Origin of the sequence: Marinomonas transparens (assembly GCF_016463975.1) — a bacterium.
Classification (GTDB): Bacteria; Pseudomonadota; Gammaproteobacteria; order Pseudomonadales; family Marinomonadaceae; genus Marinomonas; species Marinomonas transparens.
The window spans coordinates 115,309-139,530 of sequence record NZ_JAEMNX010000012.1 but is presented as its reverse complement, the minus strand read 5'-3'; the positions used below and the strand labels follow the sequence as shown (position 1 = coordinate 139,530).

The window sequence follows — 24,222 nt, the reverse complement described above, 5'->3', positions numbered from 1 at the left end:
CTCTACAAGCGGGCAAAATCATTAAAAATGGCAACAGCCATTAGAGCAAACAATAGAGAAGCGCCCAGTCGATAAGCTAAGCCCTGAATTTTCTCAGAAACTGGCTTACGACGAATCGCTTCAATGCCGAAAAATAATAAGTGCCCACCATCCAACATTGGAATAGGCAATAAATTAAGCACTCCTAAACTAACGCTTAGGTAGGCCATAAACTTTAAAAACGACTGCAATCCAGAATCTGCCGATGCACTCGCTACTTTGGCAATGGTAATAGGGCCAGACAAGTTATCTAAAGAAATCAGTCCCTGCAACATTTTACCAATCGATGAAACCGTTAAAGAGACCATCCTCCATGTTTGAGCCATGCCATACGACAAAGACTCAAGTGGTCCATAATGACGCTCTCTTACCAGACTTTCATCCCATTTAGGTGGCACAACAGCAAGCCCTGCATAACCTAAATAAGCCCCATCACGTTCTATCGAGTTAGGAAATAAAACAAGCTCATTTACACTATCCTGACGCTTAACTTTTACCCTTAACGAATCATTTGGGTTGGCTTGCACAAGTGCGACGACCTGCTGCCAATTAGTAATAACTTGAGCATCGATCTGTAAAATCAAATCCCCGACTAGAAACCCAGCTTGAGCGGCGGCTCCACCTTCAACCACTTGAGCGATCACTGGCGTTACTTCAGGCTGCCAAGGCTGCAACCCAAAAGAGCGGATCAGATTAGTTGGCTTTTCATCCACCAACCATCGAGTTAGTTTGACCTCATCTTCTTGCGGGGAACTCACACCATCAATTTGGTAACGAACACTAATGCTTCCACTTTTCCCAATCAGGTCTGCCAAGACGAGATTCACATCTTCCCATGAACTAACCGAGACCCCATCAATAGCGATAAGTTCGTCTCCAGCACGTAATTCTGTCTGGGCAATGGGGGTATTCGCTTCAATCTCACCCACCTTGGGTGCTAAAGATTGAATGCCCATTAAAGCGACTAGAGCGTAAATAGCAATGGCTAAAATGAAATTGGCTATCGGGCCAGCCGCTACTATCGAAATGCGTTGCCACACATTTTTACTATTAAAAGCTTGCGACCTTAACTCGGCAGGCACATTTCCTTCACGCTCATCCAGCATGCGAACATAGCCACCAAGTGGAATCATCGCCAAGGTAAATTCGGTGCCCGTTTTCCCTATAAAGCGATAAATTGGCTTACCAAAGCCGACTGAAAAACGTAATACTTTAACACCACACAGACGAGCAATATAAAAATGACCAAACTCATGAAAGGTGATCAGCACACCAAGCGAAACCACAATGGCTAAAATATTCTGTATCATAAAAAATGACCATGAGAGATAACATCTCGAGCTAAATTTCGGGAATAAAGATCAGCATCAAATACTGTCTCTAAAGAATCAACAGCGACAACCTCAGCACTGGTTAGTACTTTTTCATTCACCTGCGCAATATCAAGAAAACCAATCTGTTTATTCAAAAAAGCGGCAACGGCTACTTCATTAGCCGCATTTAATACCGCCATAGCCGTACCGCCCATGTACCACGCATCCGATGCGAGTCGTAAATTAGGGAAACGTTGTAAATCAGGCTGTTCAAAATTCAATTGAGCAATCTCAAATAAGTTTAAATCCGCTACCTGAGTCGAAATACGCTCAGGCCAAGTCAAGCCATAAGCGATGGGAATCTTCATATCAGGGTTGCCCATTTGAGAAATGACCGAGCCATCACAATAGGCCACCATAGAATGAATAATACTTTCTGGATGAACCACCACACTGACATCTGCCGGGCTCATATTGAACAACCAACAAGCTTCGATCAACTCAAGCCCTTTGTTCATCAAGGTAGCAGAATCAATGGAGATCTTTTGCCCCATAGACCAGTTGGGGTGTTTACAGGCCTGCTCTGGTGTCACATTTTGCATATCACCCACAGACCAGGTGCGAAAAGGGCCACCAGACGCTGTTAGCAAGAGTTTGCGAACATCTTGCGTATGAGCACCATCTAAATTCTGCGGCAAACTCTGAAAAATCGCATTATGCTCACTGTCAATCGGCAATAAAGTGACATTGTATTTGGCCACCTCATCCATAAATAACTTACCGGCAGTAACGAGCGACTCTTTGTTAGCTAGTAATATGCGCTTTTGCGCCCTGATACCCGCTAGGGTAGGTTTTAAGCCTGCAAACCCCATGATGGCTGCCATCACCTGATCCACATTAGAGTCCGCTGCTATACTCTCTAGTGCCGCCTCTCCCCATTCGAAGGAAATAGCCAGATCAGAACACAGCACAGCCAATTGATCACGAGTCTTTTCAGACCCCATCACCACTCGTCGAGGTGTAAAACGACGGCAAATATCCGCCATTTTTTCCACACTAGAGTGAGCTGAAGCGCATTCTAAAGAAAATTTGTTCGGGTGCTGAGCAATAATATCAAGCGTGCTTTGACCAATAGAACCTGTCGCACCCAGTAAACAAATTTTCTGCATTACAACCATCCGCTCAAGCTTAACATCAACACATAAATCGGTGCCGCAGCGACCAAACTATCAAGCCGATCCATCACGCCCCCATGACCAGGAATAAGATGACTAGAATCTTTTAGCGCCTCATGGCGTTTAAATAGACTTTCCGTCAAATCCCCCAGCACGGAAACAGAAGAAGTAATAAGGGCAACAACAGCTAAAACAAGCCATTGCATCACAGTGAAATCACTAAATATTGAAAAAACAACCACCCCTAACTGGGTTAGCAATAAACCACCAACCACACCTTCCCAAGATTTTCCGGGACTAACAAAGCGGGCAAGCTTTCGCTTACCAAACGCCCTACCAGCAAAATAAGCCCCTGTGTCAGCGCCCCAGATTAAGCCCATCAAGAGCAACACCCAGACAACAAAACCATCAGACTGCTTTAAAACCACCAAGGCAGACCAAGTCGTCACCAAAACACAGCAACCAAATAACAAGCGACTCAGTGTATGTCGCCAAACTAATTCATCTGGATAACGAATTACCCAATATAAAGCTAGGCCCCATAAAATAGGGCTAACATACAACACTCGATATTGGTAATGAGCCTGTAATACAGTAAAACAGATCCCCCCCACCAAGAGAGCAAACAACAAACGCCCTACCTGATGAGTCACACCAGATAAACGCGCCCACTCCCAACCTGCCAATAATACAACTCCAGCCATGGCCAATATGAAACTTGAGGCTGGCAATACAAAAACGGCAAGGATAAATAACACGGCCATGACAATGGCGCTGAGAATACGAGGAAGTAGCATGGTTTATCGACCACCGTAACGACGTTGACGATTTTGATAAATCTGCAAAGATTCATCAAAATGTTGTTGATCAAAGTCCGGCCATAAAACCGGGAGGAAGACAAACTCAGAATAGGCTGTTTGCCATAGTAGAAAATTACTAATGCGCTCTTCTCCTGACGTTCTTATGAGCAAATCAGGAGGTGGTAAATCGGCTAGCTGAATATTCGCATCGAATCGTTCTTCATCAATGTCATCAACAGACAAATCCCCAGCGGCGACTTTTTCAGCCAATGCTTTAGCGGCCTGAACAATGTCCCAACGGCCACCGTAATTCGCTGCGACCACTAACACCATACCATCATTGTTTGCCGTAAAGGCTTCAACACTGGCAATTTGCTTCTGCAAGCCATCACTAAAGCCTGACACATCCCCCATCACTCGAAGTTGGATATTATTTTGCATAAGACGCTTTTGCTCCTTTTTTAAGGAACGCATAAAAAGCGACATCAAGCCATCCACTTCGAGTTTCGGGCGTTTCCAGTTTTCACTAGAAAAAGCAAACAAGGTCAGCACTTTAATTCCCGCCCTTGCGGCGCACTCCACAGTGCGACGCACAGCAGCAGCACCCGCTGTATGGCCAGCAATACTGGGCAAATGTTTCTTCTTGGCCCAACGGTTATTACCATCCATAATGATAGCAATGTGAGAAGGAAGCATTGCTAACGAGGCCTCAGCCGATTCAGACATATCTTTACCTTAGTCAATAAAAATGGCGGACTATAAAGCCCACCATTTAAATTAGATTTCCATCAAGTCTTTTTCTTTTGCTGCAAGACGCTCTTCAACTAAGGCAACATACTTATCCGTAAGCTTTTGCACTTGATCCTGACCACGACGTTCGTCATCTTCAGAGATCTCTTTTTCTTTCACTAAATCTTTCAAACCACCATTGGCATCGCGGCGGATGTTACGAATGGAAATACGACCATTCTCTGCTTCACTTTTTGCCTGTTTAAAATAATTACGGCGCGTTTCTTCTGTCAAAGCCGGCATTGGAATACGAATCAAGCTGCCATTCGTTGATGGATTAAAACCTAGATCCGACTTTAAAATCGCTTTTTCTATTTCTGGTACCAAGTTACTTTCCCAAGGGGAGATACCTAGCGTACGCGCATCTTCAACGGTTACGTTGGCAACTTGATTCAACGGCGTATCTGTACCGTAATAGTTCACTTTAATAGAATCTAGCAAGCTGGGATGCGCGCGACCTGTACGGATTTTTTTGAACGCAGATTCAACCGAAGAAACCGCCTTACCCATACGCTCTTCCGCGTCTTTTAAAATTTCGTTAATCATAACTTCCTCACTTAATCAGTGTACCTTCACTGCCACCTACCATGATATTAACCAAGGCACCTGGCTTGTTCATGTTAAATACGCGTACTGGCATGCCGTGATCACGGGTCAAGCAAATAGCGGTTAAGTCCATGACACCTAATTGTTTTTCAAGAACTTCATCGTAGCCTAATGTATCATATTTCACGGCTTCAGGATCTTTCATTGGGTCGGCAGAATACACCCCATCAACTTTTGTCGCTTTCAATACCACGTCAGCATCAATCTCAATACCGCGTAAACAAGCAGCAGAGTCTGTGGTAAAGAAAGGGTTACCCGTACCAGCAGAGAAAATCAGCACATCTCCTTCTTTCATCAAGCGCATTGCTCGACGACGATCATAAGGTTCAACAATACCTGTCATTGTAATCGCGGACATGACACGGGTTGCAATATTGGCACGTTCTAAAGCATCACGCATCGCCAAAGCATTCATTACCGTCGCTAGCATCCCCATGTGGTCGCCAGTAACACGATCCATTCCAGCTTGACTCAAGGTCTCCCCACGGAACAAGTTACCACCACCAATCACAATACCAACCTCGACACCAATACCGCGTAGTTGACCGACTTCAAGCGCTATACGGTTTAATACTTTAGGGTCGATGCCAAAGGCCTCATCGCCCATCAAGGCTTCGCCACTTAGCTTAAGCAAAATCCGTTTGTAATTTGAGTTTTTTTCTTTTGGCATAGCAACCTCCAGCAATCTTGTTAACTATTGGAATATATATAAGACAAATACGCAGCCCCATAGTATTCATTTCTCATAAAAAGGGGCAGTTAGACTGCCCCTTTTATGCAAGACATTACAACTAGGAGTTAACCTTTAAGTTGTGCTGCCACTTCTGCTGCGAAGTCAACTTCAGCCACTTCAATACCTTCACCCACTTCAAGGCGGATAAATGAAGTAACAGAGGCGCCAGCATCTTTAACAAGCTGACCCACTTTCACTTCTGGATTCTTAACAAAAGGCTGCTCAACCAAGCTATTTTCGGCTAAGAATTTCTTCATGCGACCAACAATCATTTTATCAACGATTTCAGCTGGCTTACCGGCCATATCCGGCTGAGCACGAATAATTTCTTCTTCTTTAGCCAAAACATCAGCAGGCATATCATCGCCTTTTACAACACGAGGAGATACTGCTGCAACGTGCATAGAAACGTCTTTAGCTAATTCAACGTCACCGCCTTCCAGCTGAGTCAATACCGCAATCTGGCCGTTGCCGTGAAGATAACCACCAACCAAACCGCCTTCAATCAATACAGCGCGACGAGGTGTAATGTTTTCACCGATTTTCTGTACCAAAGCTTCACGAGCTTGACCAATTTCACCAGCAAGCAAGACAGCCATATCCGTTTCTTTCGTTGCAAAAACAACATCAGCCACTTTATTGGCGAAAGAAATAAAGCCTTCATCACGAGACGCGAAGTCGGTTTCAGAGTTAATTTCAACCAAAACACCGTAAGACGCATCATCAGCAACGCGCAGAATAAGCGTTCCTTCAGCGGCAGTACGACCGGCTTTTTTAGCCGCTTTCATACCACTTGATTTACGTAACTCTTCAATTGCTACTTCAACATCAGCATTAGCAGCGACAAGTGCTTTTTTACACTCCATCATGCCTAGGCCTGTACGTTCACGTAGCTCTTTTACCAATGCTGCAGATACTGCGGCCATGTTAAATCCTCTTTTACTAATTCAAATTTAAAAAAGGAGGCAAAGGCCTCCTTTTAGAAACCAGAACAAACTAGAAAGTTTGCTTACGCTTCAGTTTTTGTTTCAGCTGCGGCTTCGCTTACTTCAACGAACTCATCAGCGTTACCAGCTGTTACAGAGCGACCTTCTAGAACCGCATCCGCAAAAGCACCAACGTACAACTGAACCGCACGAATAGCATCGTCGTTTGCAGGAATGATGTAATCAATACCATCTGGATCACTGTTAGTATCAACGATACCGATAACAGGAATACCTAATTTGTTTGCTTCTTTGATAGCGATACGTTCGTGATCAACATCAACAACAAACAATACATCAGGAAGGCCGCCCATATCTTTAATACCACCCATAGAAAGCTCAAGTTTTTCAAGCTCACGAGTACGCATCAAAGCTTCTTTTTTAGTCAGCTTTTCGAAAGTACCATCGGACATCTGATTTTCAAGCTCACGAAGGCGCTTGATAGAGGCACGAATTGTTTTGTAGTTAGTCAACATACCACCCAACCAACGGTGGTTTACGTATGGCATACCAGAACGAGCAGCTTGCTCTTTGATCGTTTTCGATGCAGCGCGCTTAGTACCAACAAACAAAACCTTGTTTTTGTTCTCAGCCATTTTCTTAACTAACTCAAGCGCTTCGTTAAGAGCAGGAACAGTGTGCTCAAGGTTAATGATATGGATCTTGTTACGAGCACCGAAAATGAAAGGCTTCATTTTTGGGTTCCAGTAACGAGTTTGGTGACCAAAGTGTGAACCAACCTGTAATAGGTCGCGCATAGATACTGTAGGCATTTTACTATCCTTTATATTTGGGTTATTTATGCTTACCAGCTAAAAGCATCAGTCAAACAAGGTTTAAGGCAACCAATGACACCCCAGACACTCTTATTTATTGCGGCAAGATCGTTAGTTTTAAGTTTTTCTCCACTTATTCTGAACCTAAGTCCGATAAGCGGGCGTTTTATACCATATTCAGCCCAAAACCAAAAGTCTTGCTTATACTTTTTACACATATAAACAGGTGACTTTTTTACCCTAGATAGGGGGATTCTGTCCTATAAGTCATGTAGAATAGCCGGCATCTAGATAGCAAGCAGTTAAGACACGTTAATTATGAGCAATGAAATCCTACAAAAAGTTGAACAACTCACTAAAAATGGACGCCTAGAGGTACCGAGCTGGACACCTCGCCCAGCCGCCACCAGGTTCACTGACATTAGTGATATTGAAGGCATGCGAGTGGCTGGGAAATTGGCTTCAGATGTACTCGTCATGCTGGAAGAATTCGTGATTCCTGGCATTTCTACAGAACAAATAGACATCATCGCGCACAACTACATTGTGGGACAACAAGGTGCTATTCCTGCACCGCTAAACTACCATGGTTTTCCTAAATCTTGCTGCACCTCCGTCAATGATGTCATTTGCCATGGCATACCAAACGATAAGGCCTTAAAAAAAGGCGATGCCATTAATATCGACATTACTATTATTAAAGATGGCTACTATGGCGACACCAGCAAAATGTTTTTTGCTGGTCCAGCTCTGCCCCATGCTGAAAGACTTGCCAAAGTAACCCAAGAGGCGCTTTACCTCGCCATTGATATGGTAAAGCCTGGAGCCCGACTAGGTGATATTGGCGCGGCTATCTCTGCGTATGCCCACAAACATCATTACTCGGTTGTAGAAGAATATTGCGGCCACGGCGTAGGGACCACCTTCCATGGCGAACCTCAGGTGGCCCACTACGGCACTCCCGGCACAGGCGTTACCTTAGAAGAAGGCATGACACTCACTATAGAACCCATGATTAATGCTGGCAAAAAACAGGTTAAGCATACAGGTCTGGATAATTGGATTGCAAAAACCAAAGATGGCCGTTTATCCGCCCAATATGAACACACCTTATTGGTAACCTCTGATGGCGTTGAAGTACTTACCCGCCGAGAAGAAGAAACGCGCTTCTCTTGAAGCGCACCCAAGCAAACTTATTGTCATTAGCAATAAAAACAGGCTTAACAACTCAACCTATAATATAAAACCACCTAATCTTCGAGGCTCTTGTATGGACTTCCCTGCTTTTCCAGACGCTCCGCCACTACTGACTCAGGAAGAAAAACAAGAGTTAGCGGCCACCACTTGCTCGGTGGCACGCTATAAAGCCATTCTTGAAGACAAAACAACCGCCTATAACGATCTATTTCATTCTTTATACCCAATAGAAAAACTCGTTAAAGGCCTATCTTCTGTCTATGACGAAGCACTGCAAGCGGCTTGGACAGCGAAACAACTTGATACGGAAAAAAGTATCAGCTTAATCGCCGTCGGCGGTTATGGGCGTGGTGAGTTACACCCTAAATCAGACATAGACCTACTCATCCTAATCGACGATAAAGCCTCTGCACCAAAGACCAAGATTGAAGCCTTTATTACCTTCCTGTGGGATATGAATCTCGATGTTGGCCACAGCGTAAGAACCATTAGTGAATGCACAGACATGGCCGCCAGTGACATAACGGTCATCACCAACCTAATTGAATCCAGAATCTTATGTGGGCCTGCTGACCTATTAGCAACATTAAACCTACACACAGATACATCACAAATGTGGGATGGCCATACCTTTTACCAAGCCAAAGTTGAAGAACAAAAAAAGCGCCATGCCAAATACCAAAATACAGCCTACAACCTTGAACCAAACCTAAAAGAATGCCCTGGTGGCTTGCGCGATATGCAAGTCATAGATTGGGTGGCAAAGCGACACCTACACACCCACAGACTCAGTGCACTGATTGACAAGTCTTTCCTATCGGAAGATGAATACATGCAAATTAAAGGTGCCGTCGGCCATTTATGGCGCATTCGCTGGGCACTTCACATGGAGTCGGGACGTAAAGAAGACAGGCTGCTCTTTGACCACCAACGAACCTTAGCAAAACTGTTTGGTTTTGACGATGACGACCTCAAGCGTAATGTCGAACGTTTCATGCAGGGCTACTACCAAAGTGTTGCTGCGATTCAACAACTCAATGACCTTTTACTTCAACACTTTGAAGAGTCCTTTTTAAGCAAGGATGACATAGACAACATAGCAATCATCAACGAACGCTTCCAAACAACCAATGGTCAAATTGAAGCTCGCTCTCCGAGCCTATTTCAAGATATCCCATCCAGCATGTTGGAGGTTTATGCACTACAGGGCAGTCATGAACATATTCGCGGCATGCGTGCAAACACCATGCGACAATTACGCGACAACCTAGACCTTGTTGATGACGAGTTCAGGAACAATGCTGAAAATAAAGATTTATTTTTAGATATTATCTCCAGCCGCCATCACCTATCCAGCCTCTTAAGATCAATGAAACACTTAGGGCTACTAGGCCGCTATCTACCAGAGTTTGGTGCCATTATCGGCCAGATGCAACACGACCTTTTTCACATCTATACAGTCGATGCCCATACCTTGCAATTAGTAGAAAACCTACGACGCCTATGGAAACCAGAATTTAAACAAAAATTCCCCATTTCTTCCCAAGCCATCCGCCACGTACCAAAAGTGGAGCTTTTATATATTGCCGGTCTTTACCATGACATCGCCAAGGGCCGAGGTGGTGACCATTCGGAACTGGGCTGCGTGGATGCCCAAGCCTTTTGCGAAAGACATGGCTTATCAAAGCAAGATACTGCATTGGTGGTTTGGCTGGTCAGAAACCACCTTTTCATGTCTGTTACAGCCCAGCGTAAAGACATCTCAGACCCTGATGTGATTTGGGAATTTGCCAGCTATGTGAAAGATCAAGAGCACCTTGACTACTTATTCATCCTTACCGTTGCAGATATCAATGCCACCAACCCAACCATGTGGAATAGCTGGCGCGCTTCTTTAATGCGTCAACTTTATTTAGAAACCAAGCGCGCCCTACGTCGTGGTCTCGACTCGCCTATTGAGGCAGAAATGCTCATCGACGAGCATAAGCAAAGAGCATTGGAGATTATTATCGAACGAAATGTCGATATTACTGAAGCCGAAAACCTTTGGGCCGCCATAGAAGATGAGTACTTTATTCGCTCCAACGGCGAAGAAATCGCTTGGAATACAGAAGCTATTTTACAACACAGACCCAGTGAAAAACCTCTTATTGCAATCACCCCTCTAGGTGGCCGAAACTTTTCCGGTGCCAGCAAAGTTTTTATTTATACCCCCATCAGTAAACATCTATTTGCCGTTACCACAGCCATTTTCGAACAACTAGGTTTTACTATCCTAGACGCAAAAATGAGCCACACCTCTGATCATTACACGTTAGATACTTTTGTGGTGATGGACAGCAATGACAACGAGACAAACCTTTATTTAGATAAAAATCGCATAGAATCCATCCGTGAAACACTAATAGAACAATTGGACAGCCCTTCTCTTTATGAAAGCTTGGTACAGCGACACACGCCAAGAATCCTAAAAATATTCAATTCACCGGCAACAGCGCACTTTGTTAGTCAACCAGAAGAAGTATGGTCAACCCTTGAAATAACCGCACCAGATCGTCCTGGCCTACTGGCCCTTGTGGGGCAGTTCTTCATGAATAACAATCTCATGCTACACAAGGCTAAAATTGCCACACTAGGTGAAAGAGTAGAAGATACTTTCTATATCACAGACGAAAACGGCGAACTGATCACCGACACTCAAAAAATGAACCAGATTTGCACACTTTTAAAAGAGAAAATAGACCGTTTTTCTCAAGCCATGGACTAAAATAACGATGAACCCCTTTATACATTCTTTGCACCCATATCCGTTCCAAAAGCTTGCAGAGCTTCTAGAAGGACTATCTCCGAACCCAGACAAGCCGCTCATTAAACTGACCATTGGCGAACCCCAACACGAAGCGCCCGCCATTGTTCTGGAAACATTAGCAAACAGCCTATCCGGTGTAAGCAAATACCCAAGCACCAAAGGCGAACTTCCTTTAAGGAGCGCCATTGCTGAATGGACTAAACGCCGTTTCAAACTTGATCAACTCAACCCAGACACCCAAGTTTTACCCGTTACAGGCACCAGAGAAGCTTTATTTGCCATCACCCAAACCCTAGTGGGCGAAAAAGACCAAGGCCTCGTTGTTAGCCCAAACCCCTTCTATCAAATTTATGAAGGAGCCGGCATTCTTGCTGGAGCAAAACTACACTTTTTACCCTGCGGCCCTGAAACCAACTATAAAATTGATTACCAAAGCATTAGCGACGACATATGGCGAGACTGTGAAGTCTTGTTTGTCTGCTCACCAAACAACCCTAGCGGCACCATTACGACACTAGAGGACTACGCCTATCTAATCGAAAAAGCGAAGGCCTTTAATTTCACTATCGCGGCAGACGAATGCTACTCAGAAATATATTTTGCTGACGACGCCCCAATAGGACTACTAGAAGCCTGCCAGCAACTGGGCAATCTAGATTATAAACACTGCCTGATTTTCCAGTCACTTTCAAAGCGATCAAACCTCCCCGGCCTTCGCTCAGGCTTCGTTGCTGGAGACGCGAGTCTACTTAAGCCATTTTTGCTATATAGAACCTATCAAGGTTGCGCCATGCCTATTCATCATCAAGAAGCCTCTATCACGGCTTGGAATGATGAAGAACACGTGATAAAAAATCGCGAAATCTACACGAGAAAGTTTAATCACGTATTAGAAATACTTGCTCCTGTCATGAAGGTCTGCAAACCCGAAGCAGGCTTCTATTTATGGCCTGAATTAGAAATGGAAGATGAAGATTTTTGCACTGCACTCTACCAAGAAGAATCGGTATTAGTCTTACCAGGCAGTTATTTAGGCCGTGACGTAGATAACCTAAACCCGGGTAGCAAACATGTCCGTATGGCATTAGTAGCAGAAGAAACAGAATGTGTTGAGGCGGCAAAAAGAATTCACGCCTTTCTTAACCGCAATCGCCTCAAATAAAAATACCCCTTGAAATTCAAAGTTTAATTGGAGAAAAATACATGAGTAATACAATCTTCGCGTTTGGCCTTGGCATAGGCACAAAAAATCAACAGGATGACTGGCTAGAAGTATTCTATCCATCCCCTAGCCTTGCTGCCGAAAAAGCGGTTCTAGATACGATCTTAGAAAGCACCAACTACAAAGGCGGCAATAGCACATTAGTTCTCGATGAAGGTGACTTAAATCGCCTACATCTAAACCTTTTAAAAGTCGGTAACATTGAACAAGCTGAATTGGCTTCACGCCTAAAAGCTTCGACTCAACCTATCGTTTTATGCGTATTAGCAACGGATGAAGCCCCTAGCAATCCAGCAGAAGTTTATTTAAAACTACAGCTTATTTCTCATCGTTTAGTGCAACCTCACAATACCGTTCTAGATGGTATGTTTGGCCTACTCATTAACACCGCCTGGACCAGTGAAGGACCTATCGATGTTCGCGAACTAGCAGATCGTCAACTTGGCGCCCGCATGGAAGGCCGAACGATTGAAGTATTCAGTGTCGACAAATTCCCTAAAATGCTCAACTTTGTTGTTCCTACTGGTATTCGCGTTGGTGACGGAGCGCGCATTCGTCTAGGCGCTCACCTGGGTGAAGGCACAACCGTAATGCACGAAGGCTTCGTCAACTTTAATGCAGGCACACTAGGCACAGGTATGATTGAAGGCCGTATTTCTGCAGGCGTCGTGGTTGGTAACGGCTCTGATTTAGGTGGTGGCTGTTCAACTATGGGCACCCTGTCAGGCGGCGGTAACATTGTGATTGGCGTTGGCGAACAATGCCTAATTGGCGCCAATGCTGGTATTGGTATCGGCTTGGGTGATCGCTGTATTGTCGAATCAGGCCTATACATCACCGCGGGCTCTAAAGTGGCCTTGCTAGATGAAGACAACAAGCTAGTTTCAACCGTGAAAGCTCGCGAACTATCTGGTCAATCCGACCTATTGTTCCGCAGAAACTCCGAAACCGGCACAATTGAATGCAAAACCAACAAAACGGCTATTGCACTAAATGAAGCCCTACACGCTCATAACTAATTAACTGTTAAGTGCCATTCTAGCGAGTTGGAATGGCACTTTTAACAAGCTTCTTAAGAGAGAAAAATGATTAAAATTTACGGCATCAAAAACTGTGACACGATGAAAAAAGCGTTTCGCTGGTTAGATGACAATAAGATTGAATACGTCTTCCATGACTACAAAAAAGACGGCCTTGACGAAAGCAAAGCGAAAGCTTGGATTGAGCAACTTGGCTGGGAAACTGTTATCAATAAGCGCGGCACGACTTGGCGAAAACTAGAAGATGACGTAAAAATCAGCATGGACAATGAAAAGGCAGTAGCCACTATTGTTAACCAGACTTCCATGATCAAGCGGCCATTAATAGAAGTCAGCGATCAGCTCATATTAGGCTTTAATACGGAAGACTACAGTAAACACCTTATCTGACAATCCATTTCAACGCAAAACCGGTGTATAAATGCGCGGTGCTGGAGGTTCTTTTCTTTGCTGCATTGGAGTCACCGTTGGTGTGTAACCAGCAGAAGAAGAATCAGAGCGGATGACAGGAACAAAATAAGACTCCTGCACCATTGGCGGAGGCGGTAAAAATAAAGAACAACCCGTAGAAATCAAACCAAGAAGAAAAACGACAGCAAATTTCATAACCCCACCTTTTGTAGACACTCCTGCTATAGTAGCAGAATCTCTCATAAGGTAGCGAAAACAAACACAAAGGTAAAGAATGACCGACTTGTCACCGACCCTAGAACTTGCCATTGACCTTATCTCTCGCCCTTCAGTGACACCAGAAGATGCGGGCTGTCAGGACGTCATGATCGAACGTCTAAAGCGCATTGGCTTTAACATTGAATACATGCCATTTGGTGAGGTGAAAAACTTCTATGCCAAACGCGGTACCACTGGCCCTAATCTGTGTTTTGCAGGCCATACCGACGTGGTCCCAACTGGCCCAGAAAAAGACTGGAAAGTCTCACCTTTTGAGCCAAAAATTATTGATGGCATGTTATATGGTCGTGGCGCAGCCGATATGAAAGGTAGCCTAGCGGCCATGGTAACGGCGGTTGAAAGCTTTATTCAACAGCACCCAGATCATGAAGGGCAAATCTCTTTCTTAATTACCAGTGATGAAGAAGGTCCTTTTGTTGATGGCACAACTCGTGTTGTAGATGCCTTGATGGCTAGAAACGAAACCGTAGATTGGTGCATTGTCGGTGAGCCCTCTAGCACCCATACCCTTGGCGATATTATCAAGAATGGCCGGCGCGGTTCATTTAGTGGCGATCTCACCATTTATGGGAAACAGGGTCATGTTGCTTATCCACATCTAGCACAGAACCCAATTCACCTAGCCGCTCCAGCCATTGTTGAGCTATCGACCACCCATTGGGATGATGGCAATGACTTCTTCCCCCCAACCAGCTTTCAAGTTTCGAATCTGAATTCAGGCACTGGGGCAACCAATGTCGTACCAGGCACACTAAACGCCTTATTCAATTTTCGCTTCTCATCAGAGCTTGACTTTGACACTTTAAAATCTCGTGTCATTGATATTTTAGACAAACATCAACTTAGCTATGATGTTGAGTGGACCTATAATGGACTCCCCTTCCTAACTCGCCCAGGTGAATTGGTTGATGCTATCGTTGACGCTGTACAAAAGACCGTCAACATCACCCCCGAGCTCTCCACTTCGGGCGGCACATCTGATGGTCGATTTATCGCAAAAATGGGCACTCAAGTGGTTGAACTTGGTCCAATAAACGATACTATCCACCAAATAAATGAATGCGTCGATGCCGACAGCTTAAACCAGCTATCAACAATTTATCAGCGCATACTTGTTAACCTATTCGCTAATAAATCCTGATCATGAACATTAAAAATGCCTTGCATCATTTCTTTATGAAATTGGGTAACAACCCAAGGCTTGCGCTAGCCAGAATGATACAAGGCGGGTTACTTTTTGCCTTCGGCGTTTTAATGGTAATGGTCTCCGACCAAGTATTAATTACCTCCACATCCCAAGAAATCATCGCCCTCATTGGTCTAGCTATTGCTGCATGCGGAGTACTATGGACTGTGGTCGGCTACTTATCTATGAGCGTCTTCAGGATTTACAACATGATTAAAAAGAAGGACTAGCAAGATGCAACCCGACATAGAAATATATGTATTATCCTGTCCAACCGATAAAATCATTGCCTGGCTTGAAGAGGAATTCACTCTTATCAGTAAAGGCATATCATCGCCCTGTTCAAAAGTAATCATTCGCTCAAACGATGATGACATTGAAGTCACCATCTTAGAACAGGCAGCGGGTAAGCGCTTCACTTCTATTTGGTTTGATTCAGACAAAACCCCTTGGGAAGATGACATTAGCTGTGCAAAGCGCGCATTTGAGGTTCTTAACTGTGAAGTACGCTGTAACTTTCAAGGGTGGGAAGAAGAAAGCGAACAGGACCCAGACCAATGGTGGCAAATTAATAGCTATGGTGAAGGCCCTTTTATTTGGAATTGACCTTCCAGCACTTCATCAAAAATATCCCATTTTAGACACAAGAACAGAGACTACATAAATGCAAATAACACTACTTAAAGGCAAACTCCACATGGCGAGCGTTACTCAAGCGGAGCTTTGGTACGATGGATCCTGCGCCATAGACAAAGACCTAGTCGAGCTAGCTGGCCTTAGAGAATTTGAAAAAATTGATATCTATAACGTTGATAACGGTGAACGTTTCCACACCTATGTCATTCTTGCAGAAGCAGGCTCAAGGACGATATCCATGAATGGCGCAGCAGCGAGAAGAGTTCAAGTTGGTGACAGAGTCATCATTGCCGCCTACGGACAAATGGGTGAAGCTGAAGCCGATAGTTTCAAACCTAAGTTGGTTTATCTCAATCAAGATAATAGTGTTGAACGCTCGACCAATACAATACCCATGCAAAAAAACTAATTGGAACCTTTGCACGACTGTTGTGCGCGCGACTTCGTGAAAAGGTATCTAAATCACACTAGAATACAAAAGCCCGTTTTCTATTTATAGAAAACGGGCTTTTTAATACCTGCCTAAAGCTTAAGCTAGAACAGCTAGCGCCGCTTCGTAATTAGGCTCATCGGCTGTTTCAGCCACTTGCTCTGTGTAGATGACTTTACCGCTTTCATCCAGCACCACAACAGCACGAGACAAAAGCCCCGTTAATGGCCCAGTAGTAAAAGCAAGGCCATAATCGTCACCAAAAGTCGAACGGAAGCTTGATACAGCATCAACATTATCAATGCCTTCAGCACCGCAAAAACGCGCCGCCGCAAAAGGTAAGTCTGCAGAAACACAAACCACATTAACCCCTTTTAAGGCCGCAGCAGATTCATTGAATTTACGAACAGATGTTGCACAGGTAGGCGTATCTACCGATGGAAAAATATTTAATACTAATTTAGCACCTTGGAAATCCGCCAAAGTCGCAACAGACAAATCGGTTTTTACCAACTCAAATGCAGGAGCCGCCGTACCTACAGCAGGAAGCGAACCAATTGTCTCAAAAGGATTACCTTTTAATGTTACCGTTGCCATAATAAAAGCCTCAAAAATTCAATGTTAAAAATTAGCCACGAACAATTGAAACGTTCTCAGCTTGTTTGCCTTTTTCACCTTCAGTGACATAAAAACGCACCAATTGACCTTCTACTAGAAAACGACGGCCACGGCCACGGATAGCCCGGTAATGAACAAAGACATCATCACCATTCTCCATTGTTAAAAAGCCAAAGCCTTTTGACGAGTTAAACCATTTAACCATTCCTTGCTCACGGTCATCGTCTTCATCTTCCTCAGAATCTGCATCATAACCAGAAGACTTAATCTGACTTACCATGGTACCGACATAAACAGATACCAAAAGAAAAGCAAAATATACTAGGTAATTTGTCGCTATTTCCTCTTTCAAAACCCCAGCCATTAGCAAAGGTAAGATTAAAGCGATAATTAGGCTGACAATAAAAGCACGTAACGAAAACAAACTTGAACCAACAGAAGATCCATTATTACGTGTAACATTTTCCTGATGATCATTCATAACTGTATCTCTTATAAAATTAAATATTATTGTGAAGCAAGGCCCTTCTAAATAGAGAATGGGCCCCGTTATTAGTACAAAAAGTGAATAAATAGATATTTTCACCATGCTCTTTTCAAAATCGCCATGTGAAGCTAAAGAAGATAGTAGTAAAATAACTAACTTCTTTCAAAGAGCAATTTCCAAGCCACTCTTCCACTGCCCATGATCAGTACTTGCATCATAAATCGTATAGAAAGGCTCAAAAAATAAGAGCTTAGCTCAATAAGATTAACACACAGAAGGTATCCATGAACACCTCAGAAACCAACCAACGCATAGATGAATTAGAGTTTAAGCTGCAATATCAAGAAGATGTGATCGAGAGCTTGAATCAAGCTCTCGTGACCCAACAAAAGGACATGCTATTGGTGAAAGAAAAACTCGCCGCCTTAGGTAAACAATTAGACACTTATCGCCAACAACAAACGATTCATGAGGGCGAACGCCCACCCCATTACTAGTACACTAGGTAACAGGCAAGTCTAAGGACTTCAGGACATAAATATCGAAGCGTCCGGACTTTCCTTCTAATTGATAGGTGGGTTCCATTGCATTCAAAAAAGGCGCCCCTTTAGGACGCTTCACCACAACTCGGTATTCAGCTAATGCGATGGCATCGGGCAGTAAATCATCTGCATCAGCATCCTTACCGATCAAGTCGCGGAAAAAAGCCATTTCTTTTTTCGCGGCGGCGGAAGATTTTTCTGTATGGGGATACATGGGATCCAAATACACCACATCAAACTTTTGCTCTGAACCTATTTGCCTAATATCACCTTCTAACAAAGTCATTTTGCTAACAATCTCTGCCACTTCATAATGCAAAGAACCGCGATAAAGGCCATCTTTCAGCATGGTCCGAACAAAACCCACTCGCTCACATAAAGATAACTCACACCCCAAACACGCTAAGACAAAGGCATCTCGACCTAAACCCGCCGTTGCGTCCAAGACGGTTAAATCCGCTCTTTTATTCAACCCCACCGCTTTCGCAATATCTTGTCCCTTTCCTCCACCAAAGCGGCGGCGATGATCTACAGCCCCCGAAGTAAAGTCCACATAAACAGGTTTAGGAGCGCCCTTTCCGGTTTTGGCAATGGCAATACCCTCTAAGGTATTAAGAAGTAAGTAGTCATAATCCACAACAAACTTAATAGAACTTTTAAGGAGGATAAATGGAAGAGATAAAGACTCAGCTAATAGACGGGATTCAGAGTTAAGAGAGACATCCGTGGTTGCTACCGCAAGAGAGTTAAGCAAAAACATCCACCCCAGTTAAAGCATGTCTGGGATTATTACTCGCCAAGGATTCAGTCGCTTGATAAGTTTCTAACGCCGCTCTAGTATTAGCGCCAAAGTCACCATAGCGACTAAAACGAGATTCCGTTTGTGCAGAAACCCCTTCAAACTGTGCCCCAGGGCTAGGTTGAGAATAAGGAGCAACACTTGTCTTCGCCCCTTGAACCTGAACAGGAAATGCACTTCTCGAGCCGGAAGCATTTGGTACAACAGGAAATTGAGCACCGATTTGCATTTACATTAACCCCTGAGCAACGTATTCATTTATTAGCCATGCTTATCTTAAGTATAAGCAATCACAAGAAGCACTGCTCCCAAAATTAACCGATAAATAAGAAATGGTAAAAAGCCAATCACATTCAGCCATTTTAAAAACAAATAAATACAAAGATAAGCACTGATTGTGGATAACACCACGCCGATCGAGATACTCAACCAATCAACCGGTATATTCGAAGACAAAAGCTCAAGAAGCTTTAAACTGCCGGCAGCAAAAATAAGCGGAATGGATAAAAGGAATGAAAAACGTGCAGAGCTTACGCGATTAAAACCCAAGAAACGAGCTGCAGTCATGGTAATACCAGAGCGCGATGTGCCAGGAATCAAAGCCAGTGCTTGAGCAAGGCCAATATAAAGAACACTTTTAAAACCCAAATTTTGCTCTGTTTTATAAGCCAAGCCATAGCGATCAGATAACCAAAGTAAAACACCAAAACCTATAGTCGCATACGCAATGACTTCAATAGAGCGCAAGTTAGTGCTAATAAAGTCATTAAACACAAAGCCAGCAATACAAGCAGGAATCGTTGCTAAGCAAATCCACCAGGCAAGCCGACTGTCTGCAGTCGATTTTTTATCTTTTAGAGACACCGCCCAAGCCACAACAATCTGAATAATGTCTTTTCGAAAATAGCCTACGATGGCAATTAAAGTACCCAGATGAACAGCCACATCGAACGCTAGCCCTTGATCCGGCCAATTAAACAACTGTGCAGGAAGGATAAGGTGCGCGGAGCTTGATACTGGCAAAAACTCAGTAAGGCCTTGAATTAGAGCCAGAAAAACAATGTGATACCAGAGCATATTATTAACGCTTTCCTATTCGAGGAGCCTGTTTTTCCCAGCTAATTTCATCACGTAAATAGATAGGCATGGCATCATAACAAGACACCACCTCTCCCTTATTAAATTGCAATAAAGCCAATTCAGCAATACAGGCAGCACGAGGTGCTAAATCCACTAAAACATGCTCAGGAGATTCGGGAAGTAACGGGGTTAATAGCTTTTCGTAACACCAGCCAGACCCAACCCCTTGGAAACTTTGAGTAAACCCAGACAAAGAATCAGGCTTAATCACACACTCTTCTATCAGTACATCAATGTCATATTGACCATTGGCTTTATTAACACGAAAACCGCCCAAATAGACTTCTCCCATTCGAGCGTCTAACGCGGATAACCAATAATTCGCGCCAGTCTTTTGAAACCCTTCTAAAGACAAGGCCGCCAAGGTAGAAACAGGAATAACAGGTAAGTCAGCACCGTAGGAAAGCCCTTGCACAATGCCAGCACTGATACGTAAGCCGGTAAAAGAACCAGGACCACGCCCAAATGCAATTGCATCAAGGTCAGTTAAAACAAGCCCTGCCTGACTTAAAATTTGATCTACCATGGGCAGAATCAAATCATTATGCATACGTGGTGCCATACGGAAATCTTCCAGCACCACGCCATCAATATTCAACGCCACGGAACAGGCTGGCGTTGAAGTATCTAAAGCTAAAATAGCAGTCATTGAAAAATTAAGCCTTTAGTGATGCCAGTAAACCTTGCTTAATGTCATTCAAATCACCAACACCGTTCACTTTCACAAACTTAGGGGCATTCGCTGCATCGGCTTGCAACCAATCTTGGTAATAACCAATAAGCGGTGCCGTTTGATCATGATAAACACCAAGACGTTTACGAACAGTCTCTTCTGTATCATCCGCACGTTGAATGAGCTCTTCACCCGTATCATCGTCTTTACCAGCCACTTTTGGTGGGTTATAAACAACATGATAAATACGGCCAGACCCTTCATGAACTCGACGACCACTCATACGTTTAACAATTTCTTCATCGGCCACATCAATTTCAACTACATAGTCGATCTCAACACCGGCTTCTTTCAACGCATCCGCTTGCGGGATAGTACGAGGAAAGCCATCAAACAAAGCGCCATTAACACAATCATCTTGTGTCAAACGCTCTTTGACCAAGCCAATAATAATATCATCAGATACAAGCTCTCCGGCATCCATTACCGCTTTGGCTTTTAAGCCCATTTCGCTGCCTGCTTTTACCGCAGCACGCAACATATCTCCAGTAGAGATTTGTGGAATACCAAACTCTTCGGTAATGAACTGGGCCTGAGTACCTTTGCCAGCGCCTGGCGCACCTAATAGAATTACTCGCATAAAAAAGTCTCCAAAGTCAGCTAAAACGGATTAGCAAGGATGACTGCCAAAATAAACGTAAACACACTAAAGGCGCGAAAACACAGCGTACAGGCAGACCACTTGCATACTAAAAAATTTAATGGCCGCCAAGCATACCGAAGCAAGGCTTACAGATGCAAATATACTGACGTATTTTCTACATTCTCATGCCTATTGTGAGTATTTCTTATACATATTGTTGCATTAGCCCGTATTTTGCATACCGCTAGCAATGCCAGCCATAGTAATCATCAAGGCTTTGTTTACTTCTGCGTTATCTTCATCTTTACGACTACGGTTTAATAACTCAGCCTGTAGGTAATGCAATGGGTCAATATAAGGGTTCCTCACATCAATAGACTGACGTATGGTTTTGTTGTCTTCAATCAGCCTTTCCTGCTGTTTAAGCTCTTTGACCAATTCACTGACTTGACTTAACTTACTTCTTAATAAGCGTCCTAACCCCTGCAAGTTCTCATTCACTAGGCGCTTTTCGTAATACTCTGCGATTTCTGGCTCGGCCTTAGCCAATACCATATCCAACATATCAAGATAAGCACCAAAAAAAGGCCATTTACTATGCATTTCTCGCAGCTTTTCTAAATTACCAGAATCAATAGCTTGCTGTAATGCACTCTCAGCGCCTAACCAAGCAGGCAGCATTAAGCGAATTTGCATCCAAGCAAAGATCCAAGGAATCGCCCTTAAGCTTTCAACACCACCATCAGAACGACGACGAGCAGGCCGAGAACCTAAAGGCAACTTAGCCAACTCCTGTTCAGGCGTTGTCGCCCTAAAATACGGCACAAAGTCTTCATGACCACGTACAATGGAACGATATTGGTTCATCCCCACTTCGGCCATTTCATCCATAATGGCACGCCACTCTTCTTTTGGTGCTTGCGCTGGTATTAATGAAGCCTCCATCACCGCAGAACAATACAACTCTAAGGAGCGAACAGCGATATCAGGAATACCAAATTTAAAACGAATCATTTCGCCCTGTTCAGTCACACGAATTGCACCATTAACAGAACCGGGTGGCTGGGAAAGAATGGCGACATGAGCCGGACCGCCACCACGACCAACAGTACCGCCACGACCATGAAAAAGTGTCAGATGAATATCGTGTTTTTTACACAACCGAGTGAGCGCTTCCTGCGCACGATATTGCCCCCAAGTTGCCGCAATCTGACCTGCATCCTTCGCTGAATCAGAATAGCCAATCATGACCTCCTGACGACCATTAATATAGGCTTTGTACCAAGGTAAGGAGAACAATTGCTCAATGATGGGCTCTGCATTATCTAAATCCGCTAACGTTTCAAACAATGGTACAATGCGCATTGGAAAGCTAACGCCAGACTCTTTTAACATCAGGGCAACCGCCAAAACATCTGAAGGTGCGCTCGCCATAGAAATAACATAAGAGCCAAAGGAATTAGCCTGCCCTTTCGCTATCATCGCGAAGGTATCTAATACTTCTTTAACCTCATCGGTTGGCGACCATTCCATCGGCAACAAGGGACGCTTCGAATTCAACTCAGTCAACAAGAAGGCTTGGCGGGAAGCTTCATCCCATTCAGCATAATCGCCAAGACCATAAAAACGCGTAATCGCCGACAAGGCATCAATATGGCGGGAAGCATCTTGACGCACATCCAAACGCACCAAGGTAACACCAAAAGTAGCGGTACAACGGATCAAATCCAATAAAGAGCCATTAGCAATGACCTTCATGCCACTGTCTAATAGGGATTGATAACATAACACCAAATCATCAAACAACTCTTGGCTATCAAGGAAAATATCCTCATTAGCAACTGGCTCGCCATCCAAGCAAGACTTAGCCCAGTTTTTGGTGGCAATCATTTTATTTTCTAGATGCCTTAACACTTCGCGGTAAGGCTGAGCGCTGTCACCTACTCGGTCACGTAACGCACTATTGCATTGCGTCATAGAAAACTCAGAACGCAGCAAATTTAAATCTTTAATATATAAATCCGCCGCCATCCAACGGGCCAACAAAGTAACTTCCCTCGTCACTTTATGGGTAACGTTCGGGTTTCCATCTCGATCCCCACCCATCCAGGTAGCAAAGTTAATTGGGGCTAAATCGAGCGGTAAATGCTCATCCTGAGAAAACTTGCTAAATTGCTCGTCCAACTGACGAAAAAAGCGTGGCACGGCCTGCCACAAAGATTGTTCAATAACAGCAAAGCCCCATTTGGCTTCATCAACAGGTGTTGGACGATCTTCACGAATTTCATCGGTATGCCAAGCTTGGGTAATAATTTCTTTCAAGCGTCTAATATGCTTGGTTTCTTCTAGGGGGAGAATATTGTCTTTATCTAGTGCTTCCAGTTCACTCGAAATGTTATCGTATTTTCGAATCAAAGAACGACGTACCACTTCGGTCGGATGAGCGGTTAACACCAATTCAATCGATTGTGATTTTAACGACTCAAGCATTTGATCTGCGGTGAAGTTTTGCTGGGTAAGACGCTCTAATAAATCACCAATGGGATTATGATAAACGCCCAAGCTTTCGTTGGTACGACGACGATGCACTCGATGATACTGCTCAGCAATATTCGATAAGTTTAAAAATTGGTTAAAGGCTCGGGCAACAGGAACAATGTCTTCTTCGTCTAATGCCTCTAGCGCTTCAATCAATGCTGCTGAGTCACCAGATTGGCGACCATCTTTAGAAAGCTGACGGATATTTTCAACCGTATCCAAAAAGTCTTCGCCCAAATGATTGCTCATGCTTTCACCAAGGCAATCCCCTAGCAATCTCACATTTTCTCGTAATGACGCCTGACGATCACTCACCTTAACCCTCCTAATATCGCCTAACGAAGCTCTCTAAATA

The 24,222-nt window shown here is 44.0% G+C and carries 26 protein-coding genes; 9 read left to right on the top strand and 17 right to left on the bottom strand.

Annotation, left to right across the window (positions count from 1 at the left end; genetic code table 11):
- Positions 1 to 2 precede the first annotated feature (2 nt).
- The 8 genes from rseP to rpsB all read right to left on the bottom strand — a co-directional run bounded on the left by rseP (position 3) and on the right by rpsB (position 7,214).
- The gene (gene rseP, locus I8J31_RS12015; protein ID WP_199468805.1) at positions 3 to 1,349 is read right to left on the bottom strand and encodes an RIP metalloprotease RseP; all 1,347 of its coding nucleotides are present in this window, start codon (positions 1,347 to 1,349) and stop codon (positions 3 to 5) included.
- Positions 1,346 to 2,521, bottom strand: coding sequence for a 1-deoxy-D-xylulose-5-phosphate reductoisomerase (gene ispC / locus I8J31_RS12010; protein WP_199468804.1), 1,176 nt, complete (start codon positions 2,519 to 2,521; stop codon positions 1,346 to 1,348). The genes rseP and ispC overlap by 4 nt, the downstream gene beginning before the upstream one ends.
- A complete protein-coding gene (locus tag I8J31_RS12005) occupies positions 2,521 to 3,324 on the bottom strand; it encodes a phosphatidate cytidylyltransferase (RefSeq protein ID WP_199468803.1) in 804 nt (267 codons plus the stop codon). The genes ispC and I8J31_RS12005 overlap by 1 nt, the downstream gene beginning before the upstream one ends.
- A 3-nt stretch (positions 3,325 to 3,327) precedes the next feature.
- Entirely contained in the window at positions 3,328 to 4,053 is a 726-nt protein-coding gene (uppS, locus tag I8J31_RS12000; protein ID WP_199468802.1) for an undecaprenyl pyrophosphate synthase, read from the bottom strand.
- Positions 4,054 to 4,104: 51 nt separating this feature from the next.
- Positions 4,105 to 4,662, bottom strand: coding sequence for a ribosome recycling factor (gene frr / locus I8J31_RS11995; protein ID WP_199468801.1), 558 nt, complete (start codon positions 4,660 to 4,662; stop codon positions 4,105 to 4,107).
- A gap of 7 nt (positions 4,663 to 4,669) precedes the next feature.
- Positions 4,670 to 5,392: a UMP kinase gene (gene pyrH / locus I8J31_RS11990; protein ID WP_199468800.1), complete on the bottom strand. Its 723-nt coding sequence runs from the start codon at positions 5,390 to 5,392 to the stop codon at positions 4,670 to 4,672.
- Between the two features lie 128 nt (positions 5,393 to 5,520).
- Positions 5,521 to 6,381: a translation elongation factor Ts gene (gene tsf, locus I8J31_RS11985; RefSeq protein WP_199468799.1), complete on the bottom strand. Its 861-nt coding sequence runs from the start codon at positions 6,379 to 6,381 to the stop codon at positions 5,521 to 5,523.
- A gap of 83 nt (positions 6,382 to 6,464) precedes the next feature.
- On the bottom strand, positions 6,465 to 7,214 hold the full coding sequence (rpsB, locus tag I8J31_RS11980; protein ID WP_199468798.1) for a 30S ribosomal protein S2: 750 nt from the start codon (positions 7,212 to 7,214) through the stop codon (positions 6,465 to 6,467).
- Between the two features lie 321 nt (positions 7,215 to 7,535).
- Here rpsB and map point away from each other — a divergent pair, with 321 nt between their 5' ends.
- From map to I8J31_RS11955, 5 genes are all read left to right on the top strand, one after another.
- Positions 7,536 to 8,393 carry a type I methionyl aminopeptidase gene (gene map / locus I8J31_RS11975; RefSeq protein ID WP_199468797.1) on the top strand — a complete coding sequence of 286 codons (858 nt, stop codon included), beginning with the start codon at positions 7,536 to 7,538 and terminating at the stop codon, positions 8,391 to 8,393.
- Positions 8,344 to 11,181 (top strand): [protein-PII] uridylyltransferase, encoded by a 2,838-nt coding sequence (glnD, locus tag I8J31_RS11970; protein ID WP_233402737.1) that lies wholly within the window; start codon positions 8,344 to 8,346, stop codon positions 11,179 to 11,181. Before map ends, glnD begins: the two co-directional genes overlap by 50 nt.
- Positions 11,182 to 11,188: 7 nt before the next feature.
- Positions 11,189 to 12,385 (top strand): succinyldiaminopimelate transaminase, encoded by a 1,197-nt coding sequence (dapC, locus tag I8J31_RS11965; RefSeq protein ID WP_199468796.1) that lies wholly within the window; start codon positions 11,189 to 11,191, stop codon positions 12,383 to 12,385.
- Between the two features lie 41 nt (positions 12,386 to 12,426).
- Positions 12,427 to 13,464, top strand: coding sequence for a 2,3,4,5-tetrahydropyridine-2,6-dicarboxylate N-succinyltransferase (gene dapD / locus I8J31_RS11960; protein ID WP_199468795.1), 1,038 nt, complete (start codon positions 12,427 to 12,429; stop codon positions 13,462 to 13,464).
- 66 nt (positions 13,465 to 13,530) lie between these two features.
- Positions 13,531 to 13,875, top strand: a complete 345-nt coding sequence (locus I8J31_RS11955) for an ArsC family reductase (RefSeq protein WP_199468794.1) — start codon at positions 13,531 to 13,533, stop codon at positions 13,873 to 13,875.
- 9 nt (positions 13,876 to 13,884) lie between these two features.
- On the opposite strand, the gene I8J31_RS11950 is transcribed toward I8J31_RS11955, so the two are convergent.
- Positions 13,885 to 14,091: a hypothetical protein gene (locus I8J31_RS11950; RefSeq protein ID WP_199468793.1), complete on the bottom strand. Its 207-nt coding sequence runs from the start codon at positions 14,089 to 14,091 to the stop codon at positions 13,885 to 13,887.
- A 79-nt stretch (positions 14,092 to 14,170) separates the two neighbouring features.
- Between I8J31_RS11950 and dapE the strand changes: the two genes are divergently transcribed.
- From dapE to panD, 3 genes are all read left to right on the top strand, one after another.
- Positions 14,171 to 15,316, top strand: coding sequence for a succinyl-diaminopimelate desuccinylase (gene dapE, locus I8J31_RS11945; RefSeq protein ID WP_199468792.1), 1,146 nt, complete (start codon positions 14,171 to 14,173; stop codon positions 15,314 to 15,316).
- Between the two features lie 279 nt (positions 15,317 to 15,595).
- Positions 15,596 to 15,967, top strand: a complete 372-nt coding sequence (locus I8J31_RS11940; RefSeq protein WP_199468791.1) for a hypothetical protein — start codon at positions 15,596 to 15,598, stop codon at positions 15,965 to 15,967.
- 58 nt (positions 15,968 to 16,025) lie between these two features.
- Positions 16,026 to 16,406 (top strand): aspartate 1-decarboxylase, encoded by a 381-nt coding sequence (gene panD, locus I8J31_RS11935; RefSeq protein ID WP_199468790.1) that lies wholly within the window; start codon positions 16,026 to 16,028, stop codon positions 16,404 to 16,406.
- Between the two features lie 120 nt (positions 16,407 to 16,526).
- On the opposite strand, the gene tpx is transcribed toward panD, so the two are convergent.
- Positions 16,527 to 17,024 (bottom strand): thiol peroxidase, encoded by a 498-nt coding sequence (gene tpx, locus I8J31_RS11930; protein WP_199468789.1) that lies wholly within the window; start codon positions 17,022 to 17,024, stop codon positions 16,527 to 16,529.
- Between the two features lie 31 nt (positions 17,025 to 17,055).
- On the bottom strand, positions 17,056 to 17,526 hold the full coding sequence (locus I8J31_RS21115; RefSeq protein WP_325101199.1) for a cold-shock protein: 471 nt from the start codon (positions 17,524 to 17,526) through the stop codon (positions 17,056 to 17,058).
- A gap of 290 nt (positions 17,527 to 17,816) precedes the next feature.
- On the opposite strand from I8J31_RS21115, the gene I8J31_RS11920 reads away from it, so the two are divergent.
- The gene (locus tag I8J31_RS11920) at positions 17,817 to 18,029 is read left to right on the top strand and encodes a SlyX family protein (protein WP_199468788.1); all 213 of its coding nucleotides are present in this window, start codon (positions 17,817 to 17,819) and stop codon (positions 18,027 to 18,029) included.
- A 4-nt stretch (positions 18,030 to 18,033) separates the two neighbouring features.
- Here the strand turns inward: I8J31_RS11920 and I8J31_RS11915 are convergent, their stop codons facing one another.
- The 6 genes from I8J31_RS11915 to ppc all read right to left on the bottom strand — a co-directional run bounded on the left by I8J31_RS11915 (position 18,034) and on the right by ppc (position 24,182).
- A complete protein-coding gene (locus I8J31_RS11915) occupies positions 18,034 to 18,828 on the bottom strand; it encodes a class I SAM-dependent methyltransferase (RefSeq protein ID WP_199468787.1) in 795 nt (264 codons plus the stop codon).
- A complete protein-coding gene (locus I8J31_RS11910; RefSeq protein ID WP_199468786.1) occupies positions 18,821 to 19,102 on the bottom strand; it encodes a hypothetical protein in 282 nt (93 codons plus the stop codon). The genes I8J31_RS11915 and I8J31_RS11910 overlap by 8 nt, the downstream gene beginning before the upstream one ends.
- 47 nt (positions 19,103 to 19,149) lie before the next feature.
- On the bottom strand, positions 19,150 to 19,950 hold the full coding sequence (locus I8J31_RS11905; RefSeq protein WP_199468785.1) for an undecaprenyl-diphosphate phosphatase: 801 nt from the start codon (positions 19,948 to 19,950) through the stop codon (positions 19,150 to 19,152).
- Between the two features lie 4 nt (positions 19,951 to 19,954).
- The gene (gene tsaB, locus I8J31_RS11900; RefSeq protein WP_199468784.1) at positions 19,955 to 20,662 is read right to left on the bottom strand and encodes a tRNA (adenosine(37)-N6)-threonylcarbamoyltransferase complex dimerization subunit type 1 TsaB; all 708 of its coding nucleotides are present in this window, start codon (positions 20,660 to 20,662) and stop codon (positions 19,955 to 19,957) included.
- A gap of 7 nt (positions 20,663 to 20,669) precedes the next feature.
- Positions 20,670 to 21,326 carry an adenylate kinase gene (gene adk, locus I8J31_RS11895; protein ID WP_199468783.1) on the bottom strand — a complete coding sequence of 219 codons (657 nt, stop codon included), beginning with the start codon at positions 21,324 to 21,326 and terminating at the stop codon, positions 20,670 to 20,672.
- 225 nt (positions 21,327 to 21,551) lie between these two features.
- Positions 21,552 to 24,182 (bottom strand): phosphoenolpyruvate carboxylase, encoded by a 2,631-nt coding sequence (gene ppc / locus I8J31_RS11890; RefSeq protein WP_199468782.1) that lies wholly within the window; start codon positions 24,180 to 24,182, stop codon positions 21,552 to 21,554.
- Between the last annotated feature and the right edge of the window lie 40 nt (positions 24,183 to 24,222).

Bases quoted from the DNA above. Each gene is read 5' to 3' on its own strand.
- I8J31_RS21115 (WP_325101199.1), bottom strand. From the start codon at position 17,526: ATGAATGATCATCAGGAAAATGTTACACGTAATAATGGATCTTCTGTT.
- tsaB (WP_199468784.1), bottom strand. From the start codon at position 20,662: ATGACTGCTATTTTAGCTTTAGATACTTCAACGCCAGCCTGTTCCGTG.
- uppS (WP_199468802.1), bottom strand. From the start codon at position 4,053: ATGTCTGAATCGGCTGAGGCCTCGTTAGCAATGCTTCCTTCTCACATT.
- dapD (WP_199468795.1), top strand. From the start codon at position 12,427: ATGAGTAATACAATCTTCGCGTTTGGCCTTGGCATAGGCACAAAAAAT.
- rseP (WP_199468805.1), bottom strand. From the start codon at position 1,349: ATGATACAGAATATTTTAGCCATTGTGGTTTCGCTTGGTGTGCTGATC.
- I8J31_RS11905 (WP_199468785.1), bottom strand. From the start codon at position 19,950: ATGCTCTGGTATCACATTGTTTTTCTGGCTCTAATTCAAGGCCTTACT.
- dapC (WP_199468796.1), top strand. From the start codon at position 11,189: ATGAACCCCTTTATACATTCTTTGCACCCATATCCGTTCCAAAAGCTT.
- I8J31_RS11950 (WP_199468793.1), bottom strand. From the start codon at position 14,091: ATGAAATTTGCTGTCGTTTTTCTTCTTGGTTTGATTTCTACGGGTTGT.
- glnD (WP_233402737.1), top strand. From the start codon at position 8,344: ATGGCGTTGAAGTACTTACCCGCCGAGAAGAAGAAACGCGCTTCTCTT.
- I8J31_RS11910 (WP_199468786.1), bottom strand. From the start codon at position 19,102: ATGCAAATCGGTGCTCAATTTCCTGTTGTACCAAATGCTTCCGGCTCG.
- ispC (WP_199468804.1), bottom strand. From the start codon at position 2,521: ATGCAGAAAATTTGTTTACTGGGTGCGACAGGTTCTATTGGTCAAAGC.
- I8J31_RS11955 (WP_199468794.1), top strand. From the start codon at position 13,531: ATGATTAAAATTTACGGCATCAAAAACTGTGACACGATGAAAAAAGCG.
- tsf (WP_199468799.1), bottom strand. From the start codon at position 6,381: ATGGCCGCAGTATCTGCAGCATTGGTAAAAGAGCTACGTGAACGTACA.
- rpsB (WP_199468798.1), bottom strand. From the start codon at position 7,214: ATGCCTACAGTATCTATGCGCGACCTATTACAGGTTGGTTCACACTTT.
- I8J31_RS11940 (WP_199468791.1), top strand. From the start codon at position 15,596: ATGCAACCCGACATAGAAATATATGTATTATCCTGTCCAACCGATAAA.
- pyrH (WP_199468800.1), bottom strand. From the start codon at position 5,392: ATGCCAAAAGAAAAAAACTCAAATTACAAACGGATTTTGCTTAAGCTA.
- I8J31_RS12005 (WP_199468803.1), bottom strand. From the start codon at position 3,324: ATGCTACTTCCTCGTATTCTCAGCGCCATTGTCATGGCCGTGTTATTT.
- panD (WP_199468790.1), top strand. From the start codon at position 16,026: ATGCAAATAACACTACTTAAAGGCAAACTCCACATGGCGAGCGTTACT.
- adk (WP_199468783.1), bottom strand. From the start codon at position 21,326: ATGCGAGTAATTCTATTAGGTGCGCCAGGCGCTGGCAAAGGTACTCAG.
- dapE (WP_199468792.1), top strand. From the start codon at position 14,171: ATGACCGACTTGTCACCGACCCTAGAACTTGCCATTGACCTTATCTCT.
- map (WP_199468797.1), top strand. From the start codon at position 7,536: ATGAGCAATGAAATCCTACAAAAAGTTGAACAACTCACTAAAAATGGA.
- frr (WP_199468801.1), bottom strand. From the start codon at position 4,662: ATGATTAACGAAATTTTAAAAGACGCGGAAGAGCGTATGGGTAAGGCG.
- I8J31_RS11920 (WP_199468788.1), top strand. From the start codon at position 17,817: ATGAACACCTCAGAAACCAACCAACGCATAGATGAATTAGAGTTTAAG.
- tpx (WP_199468789.1), bottom strand. From the start codon at position 17,024: ATGGCAACGGTAACATTAAAAGGTAATCCTTTTGAGACAATTGGTTCG.